The sequence below is a fragment of the Rhodococcus sp. P14 genome (assembly GCF_000256505.1).
GTDB lineage: Bacteria > Actinomycetota > Actinomycetes > Mycobacteriales > Mycobacteriaceae > Rhodococcus > Rhodococcus ruber.
This window is the reverse complement of record NZ_AJFC01000354.1, coordinates 1-6,966: the sequence shown is the minus strand read 5'-3', so window position 1 is coordinate 6,966 and position 6,966 is coordinate 1. Positions and strand designations below refer to the sequence as shown.

At 72.5% G+C, this 6,966-nt stretch carries 6 protein-coding genes; 5 read left to right on the top strand and 1 reads right to left on the bottom strand.

Annotated features, from left to right (window positions below):
* From OEY_RS0124835 to OEY_RS0124815, 5 genes are all read left to right on the top strand, one after another.
* A partial coding sequence (locus OEY_RS0124835) for a WYL domain-containing protein (protein WP_010596447.1) occupies positions 1–970 on the top strand: 970 nt, incomplete at its 5' end.
* Between the two features lie 95 nt (positions 971–1,065).
* Positions 1,066–1,326, top strand: coding sequence for a Sec-independent protein translocase subunit TatA (tatA, locus tag OEY_RS0124830; RefSeq protein ID WP_026138124.1), 261 nt, complete (start codon positions 1,066–1,068; stop codon positions 1,324–1,326).
* 86 nt (positions 1,327–1,412) lie between these two features.
* Entirely contained in the window at positions 1,413–2,360 is a 948-nt protein-coding gene (tatC, locus tag OEY_RS0124825) for a twin-arginine translocase subunit TatC (RefSeq protein WP_010596445.1), read from the top strand.
* Positions 2,361–2,366: 6 nt separating this feature from the next.
* Positions 2,367–5,096 carry a DEAD/DEAH box helicase gene (locus tag OEY_RS0124820; protein WP_010596444.1) on the top strand — a complete coding sequence of 910 codons (2,730 nt, stop codon included), beginning with the start codon at positions 2,367–2,369 and terminating at the stop codon, positions 5,094–5,096.
* Positions 5,097–5,203: 107 nt separating this feature from the next.
* Positions 5,204–6,013 carry a DUF4333 domain-containing protein gene (locus tag OEY_RS0124815; RefSeq protein ID WP_010596443.1) on the top strand — a complete coding sequence of 270 codons (810 nt, stop codon included), beginning with the start codon at positions 5,204–5,206 and terminating at the stop codon, positions 6,011–6,013.
* Between the two features lie 19 nt (positions 6,014–6,032).
* On the opposite strand, the gene OEY_RS0124810 is transcribed toward OEY_RS0124815, so the two are convergent.
* On the bottom strand, positions 6,033–6,966 hold a 934-nt coding region (locus OEY_RS0124810), incomplete at its 5' end, for a 5'-3' exonuclease (RefSeq protein ID WP_010596442.1).

Genomic DNA, 6,966 nt, shown 5'->3' with positions numbered 1-6,966 from the left:
CACACGTCTGTCCGGTCGGCTGACCCGGCTGCTGAACCTGGTGCCCTACTTCCTGGCCCATCCGGGGATCAGCGCCGCCGAGGCCGCGCGCGATCTCGGGGTCACCCCGAAGCAGATCATGGACGACCTGAATCAGCTGTGGGTGTGCGGGCTGCCCGGCTACGGTCCCGGCGACCTGATCGATCTGTCGTTCTCCGAGGACAGCATCGTGGTCACCTTCACCGCCGGGATCGACCGGCCGCTGCGGCTGACGTCCACCGAGGCCACGGCGCTGCTGGTGGCGTTGCGGTCGCTGGTGGAGATGCCCGGTGTGGTCGACCCCACCGCGGCGCTCGGGGCGATCGCGAAGATCGAGGCGGCGGCCGGCACGGCCGCGGCCACCGCCCGCCCCCCGGCCCCCCCACCTCCGGTCGCCGAGGATCCGGTGGCGGCGACGGTGCGGTCGGCCGTGCAGCACGGCCGGGCGCTGCACCTGACCTACTATTCGGCCTCCCGCGACGCGGTGTCCGAACGCGACGTCGATCCGATCCGGATCGTGCTGGTCGGGGAGCAGACCTACCTGCAGGCCTGGTGCCGCGCCGCCGACGGGGTGCGGCTGTTCCGGTTCGACCGCATCGACGCCGCCACCGAACTCGACGAACCGGCGGATCCGCCCGAGCGGGCGCTGGACGAGGACGACCACCTCGACCTGTTCGCGGGGGACCCGGCGCTGCCGGCGGCACGGTTGCGCATCGAGTCCGGCTACGGGTGGCTGCTCGACTACTATCCGCTCACCGATGTGCAGGCCCACGAGGACGGCGTCGTCGACGCGGTGATGCACTACGCGTCGCTGGACTGGATGGCGCGCCTGGCCGTCGGCCTCGGCGCGGGGGTGCGGGTGCTCGGCCCGCCGGAGCTGGTCGCGGCGGTGCGGGACCGGGCGCAGGCGGCGCTGACGGCGTACGACGCGCTCGCCGGGAACGGTGTGTGAAGCCGCTGCGAACTCCCTGTGAACGCCCCTGTGCGGCGCGCCGCGGCAGGGGCGGTCCGGTAGCATCGACGCCAGCAGATCAGTGGAGGTTGATAATGGGTGCAATGAGCCCCTGGCACTGGGCCATCGTCGCGATCGTCGTGATCATCCTGTTCGGTTCGAAGAAGCTGCCCGATGCGGCCCGCGGTCTCGGCCGGTCGCTGCGCATCTTCAAGAGCGAGGTCAAGGAGATGCAGAACGACGATGCGCGCCCCGCGCAGCAGCCGGCTCCGAGCCCGTTGCCGCCGGCCCAGCCGCCCCAGGCCCCCGTGGAGCCGCAGACGCAGACGTCGCAGCCCGAATCGCGTTCGGCCTGACCGTACTACCCTGACCGGGACATCCGCGCGGATGTCCCGGTCCTCCGCTGATCCCGGCGGCCGTGACAGGAGCTGAGAACCGCACCGTGCGCATCCCGTTCGATCCGCGTCGAAGCCGACGCAAGACCAATCCCGACGGCACCATGTCGCTGGTCGAGCACCTCTACGAACTGCGCACCCGTCTGCTCATCGCCCTCGCCGCGGTGGTCCTCACCACGATCGTCGGGTTCGTCTGGTACAGCACCAGCCTGTTCGGGCTGCCGAGCCTCGGCGAGATCCTGCGGGGCCCCTACTGTGATCTGCCGGCGTCCGCGCGCGCCGACATCAGCCCCGACGACAGCTGCCGGCTGCTCGCCACCGGGCCGTTCGAGCAGTTCATGCTGCGGCTGAAGGTGGCGCTGACCGCGGGCATCGTGCTCGCCTGCCCGATCTGGCTGTACGAGCTGTGGGCGTTCATCACCCCCGGGCTGTATGCGAAGGAACGCCGCTACGCGATCGGGTTCGTCGTCTCCGGCGCGGCACTGTTCGTCGCGGGCGCCGTCCTGGCCTACCTGGTGGTCTCGCACGCGTTGTCGTTCCTGCTCACCGTCGGCAACGACGTGCAGGTCACCGCGCTGTCGGGCTCGGAGTACTTCGGGTTCATCATCAACCTGCTCGTGATCTTCGGGGTGTCCTTCGAGATCCCCCTCGTCATCGTCGCCCTCAACGCCGTCGGGATCCTCAGCTACGCCAAGCTCAAGGCGTGGCGGCGGGGGCTGATCATGGCGATGTTCGTCTTCGCGGCCGTCGCCACCCCGGGGCAGGACCCGTTCTCGATGCTGGCGCTGGCCGCGGCCCTGACCGTGCTGCTCGAGCTGGCCATCCAGATCGCCCGCCTCAACGACAAGCGCCGTGCCCGCCGCGACCGGGAACAGGGCTGGGGTGACCTCGACGACGACGAGAGCTCGCCGATCACCCCGCCGGCCCCGGTGCCGGCGCCCACCTCCACGCCGCCGCCCGGGCCCGCGTCCGCCGACTACTCCGACACCCTCTAGTCGCCTGTGACCGATTCCCCCGACACCGGATCCACCACGCCCCCGCCGGCGTCCCGGCTCGCCGAGTTCACCGCCGGGCTGCCCTTCCCGCTCGACCCGTTCCAGGTGCAGGCCTGCCGCGCCCTCGAGGGCGGGCACGGCGTGCTCGTGTGCGCCCCCACCGGCGCCGGCAAGACCGTGGTCGGGGAGTTCGCCGTGCATCTGGCGCTGCGTGCCGGCAGCAAGTGCTTCTACACCACCCCCATCAAGGCACTGAGCAACCAGAAGTATGCCGATCTGGTCGCCCGCTACGGCAAGGCCGCGGTCGGGCTGCTCACCGGTGATCAGTCCGTCAACCCGGACGCCCCGGTGGTGGTGATGACCACCGAGGTGCTGCGCAACATGCTCTACGCGTCCTCGACCACCCTGATCGGGCTGACCCACGTGGTGATGGACGAGGTGCACTTCCTCGCCGACCGGTTCCGCGGCGCGGTGTGGGAGGAGGTCATCCTGCACCTGCCCGAGGACGTGCGCCTGGTCAGCCTGTCCGCGACCGTCTCCAACGCCGAGGAGTTCGGTGACTGGATGGAGACCGTGCGCGGGGACACCGCCGTCGTCGTCGACGAGGTGCGGCCCATTCCGCTGCACCAGCACGTCATGGTCGGTCCCCGCATCTTCGACCTGTTCGAATCCGCCGCACACCCGGACGCGGCGGACGGCACCGGTCGCCGCGGGGTCGTGGTCAACCGGGAACTCGTCGAGCAGGTGCGCCGCCGCGCCGCCCTCGACTCGGCCGGCCGGTGGGGCGGGCCCCGCGGGCGCATCGGGTTCCGGCCGCTGCCGCGCCCGGAGGTCGTCGCCCGCCTCGACCGGGAAGGGTTGTTGCCGGCGATCACGTTCGTCTTCAGCCGCGCCGGCTGCGACGCCGCCGTCGGTCAGTGCCTGCGCGCCGGGCTGCACCTGACCTCCGAGGCCGAGATCGCGCAGATCCGGGCGGTCGTCGACGAGCACACCGGCGACCTGCCGCGCGCCGACCTCGAGGTGCTCGGCTTCCGGGAGTGGCGCGCCGCCCTCGAACGCGGCATCGCCGCCCACCATGCCGGCATGCTCCCGGCGTTCCGGCACACCGTCGAGGATCTGTTCGTCCGCGGCCTGGTGCGCGCGGTGTTCGCCACCGAAACCCTCGCCCTGGGCATCAACATGCCGGCCCGCACCGTGGTGCTCGAGAAGCTGGTCAAGTACAACGGCGAAACCCACGCCGAACTCACCCCGGGCGAGTACACCCAGCTCACCGGGCGGGCCGGACGGCGCGGCATCGACGTCGAGGGCCACGCGGTGGTGCTGTGGCAGCCGGGTCTCGAGCCCGCCGACGTCGCCGGGCTCGCCTCCACCCGCACGTTCCCGCTGCGCAGCTCGTTCCGCCCGTCGTACAACATGGCGGTCAACCTGATCGACGCGGTCGGCGCCGAACACTCGCGGGCACTGCTGGAACGGTCCTTCGCGCAGTTCCAGGCGGACAAGTCGGTCGTCGGCCTGACCCGTGGCATCGAGCGCAACGAGAAGACCCTCGCCAAGCTGCGCGACCAGCTCGGCGGCGAGGACGGCGAGATCCTCGACTACCTGCAGCTGCGCGAGGAACTGACCCAGCTCGAACGTGCCCGCGAACGCCAGGCGCGGCAGGACCGCCGGCAGGCGGCGGTCGCGTCGCTGCTCGCGCTGCGCCGCGGCGACATCGTCGCCATCCCCGGCGGCCGACGCACCGGCCTGGCCGTCGTCCTCGAGACCGACACCGATGTCACCGATCCCCGGCCGCTCGTGGTCACCGCGGACGCCTGGTCCGGCCGGGTGTCGGCCGCGGACTTCCCGGCCCCGGCGACCGCCTTGGGGAAGCTCCGGCTGCCCCGGCACGCCGACGCCCGCACCGCCCGGGCCCGCCGGGACCTCGCATCGGCGCTGCGCAGCACCGGGATTTCCGCGCCGCGCCGACCCAAGCGCGCCAAGCACGGCGACAGCCGCGAAATCGACACGCTGCGGCGGCGGCTGCGCCGGCATCCGGCCCACCAGCATCCCGATCTCGACCGTCTCGCCCGGCTCGGGGAACGCTACAACCGGCTGGGCCGGGAGGTGGCCCAGATGCGCCGCCAATCCGCGGCCACCACCAATTCCCTCGCACGCACCTTCGAGCGGATCGTCGCGTTGCTGACCGAGCGGGGCTACCTCACCGCCGGCGACGATCCGTCGACCACCGAGGCGGGGGAGCGGCTCGCCCGCATCTACAGCGAGAGCGACCTGCTGGTCGCCGAATGCCTGCGCCACGGGGTGTGGGCCGGGCTCTCGCCCGCCGAGCTCGCCGCGGTCGTCTCGGCCGTGGTGTACGAAGCCCGCGCCGAGGAGGGCGCCACCGAGTACGGGCCGACCAGGCCGCTGCGTCGCGCGCTCGCCGACACCGTCCGTCTGTGCGGACAGCTGCGCGCCGACGAGGTCCGCTTCAAGCTGCCCCCGACCCGGGAACCGGATCCCGGATTCGTCGACGCCATCTACACGTGGGTGAGCACCCAGTCGTTGACCGAGGCTCTGCTCGCCGCCGGCACCGCCGGACGTGACCTGTCGGCGGGCGATTTCGTGCGCTGGTGCCGGCAGGTCATCGATCTGCTCGATCAGATCCGCACCGGCGCCGTCGACCCGCAGCTCGCCAAGACGGCCGCCCGCGCGATCGGCGCGATCCGGCGCGGTGTCGTCGCGGTCGATGCGGCGTGAAGACACCGCGTGTGGTTTGATACGCGCGCTGCCACACGGCTTCCTCGTGATGGGTGGGGTGCTACGACTACGGTAATTGGACACAGCGAAGGCAGGTGGAGGCGACAATGAGCGGTCCGCACGACCCGCAGGATTCCGACGATTCGACCAAGCAGTGGGCGCCGTCGCCCCCGCCGTCCTCCGGAGCCGAGCAGGGGCCGGCACCGACGCAGGCGTTCGGCACACCGCAGCAGGGCCAGGCTCCCGGGCAGTCGTGGGCTCAGCAGGGCCCAGGCCAGCCCCAGCAGGGCCAGCCGCAGTGGGGGCAGCCGCAGCAGGGCCAGCCACAACAGGGCCAGTGGGGACAGCAGCAGCCCGGTCAGCCGCAAGGCCAGCAGTGGGGACAACCGCCGCAGGGCCAGCCGCAGCAGGGCCCGTGGGGACAGCAGCAACCGGGTCAGCCGCAAGGCCAGCAGTGGGGACAGCAGCCCGGCCAGCAGTGGGGACAACCGCAGCAGGGCCAGCCGCAGCAGGGCCAGTGGGGACAGCAGCAGCCCGGTCAGCCGCAAGGCCAGCAATGGGGGGCGACCGGCGCGAACCAGTGGAATGCCGGTGCACCGCAGACGAAGTCGAAGACCGGCCTGATCGTCGGCCTGGCCGTCGCTGCGCTCGTGCTGATCGGGGCGATCATCGGCGCCGTCCTGCTCTTCGGCGGCACCGACACCCTCGACCCCGAGGCCGCGCAGGCCGGCGTCGAGAAGGTCCTCACCGAGTCGTACGGCGCAACCGACGTCTCCGACGTGCAGTGCCCGGACGGTGAAGAAGTCAAGGCGGGCAACAGCTTCGAGTGCACCCTCACGGTGGACGGGCAGTTCCGGACGGTGACCTTGACCTTCACCGACGACGAGGGCACCTACGAGGTCAGCCGGCCCAACTGAGCACGCCGGTCCGTCGCCCTCACACCCCGGCCGCCGCCGCGGTCAACCGGGCGGCGGACCGCCCGATCCCCAGATCCTGGGCCAGCCGCTCGAGTCCCTGCGGATCGACGGGGGCCCCCGGGATCGTGTCCGGGCGCGACACCCGGACCGGAGCGTCGGTGGCCACCCGCACCACCGGCACCGCCGCGTCCAGATACTCGCCGGCGTCGATCAGCTTGGCGCGCACCCCCTTCGCCAGCCCCGACGCCGGGTCCGCGGCCGCCGCGCGCAGCGCCGCGAGCGACCCGTACTCCTGCAGGAGCGTCGACGCGGTCTTCTCCCCGATCCCCTTGACGCCCGGCAACCCGTCCGAGGGGTCCCCGCGCAGCGCCGCCAGCTCGGCGTAGGCCGCTCCGGCCCGCCCGGGCGGAAGCCCGTACCGGGCCGCGACCTCCGCCGGACCGAACACCTCGGCCTTGGCCAGGCCCCGCCCGACGTACACCACCCGCACCGGCACCGCGCCGCCGCGCACCACCTGCAGCAGATCCCGGTCGCCGCTGACCACCAGCACCGGGTCTCGGGCCTCGCCGGCGGCGAGAGTGCCGATCACGTCGTCGGCCTCGAACCCGGCCGCCCCGGCGGTGGCGAGCCCGACCGCGGCCAGCACGTCGAGGATCATCGGCACCTGCGGCGGCAGCGCCGCCGGCACCTCCTCGGCGGTGCCGTCCGAACCGGCGGCCACCCGGTGCGCTTTGTAACTCGGCACCGCCGCCACCCGGAACGCCGGCCGCCAGTCCAGATCCAGGCACACCACCAGCCGCGCCGGCCGATGCTTGGTGATCAGCGACGCCACCATGTCGGTGAACCCCCGCACCGCGTTGACCGGGCGGCCGTCCGGGGCGGTGAGCGATTCGGGCAGCGCGTGGAACGCGCGGAACCACAGGCTCCCCCCCCCGAGCAGCATCAACGGGCCG

Coding starts and splice junctions, on each gene's coding strand:
- OEY_RS0124815 (WP_010596443.1), top strand. CDS start 5,204: ATGAGCGGTCCGCACGACCCGCAGGATTCCGACGATTCGACCAAGCAG.
- tatA (WP_026138124.1), top strand. CDS start 1,066: ATGGGTGCAATGAGCCCCTGGCACTGGGCCATCGTCGCGATCGTCGTG.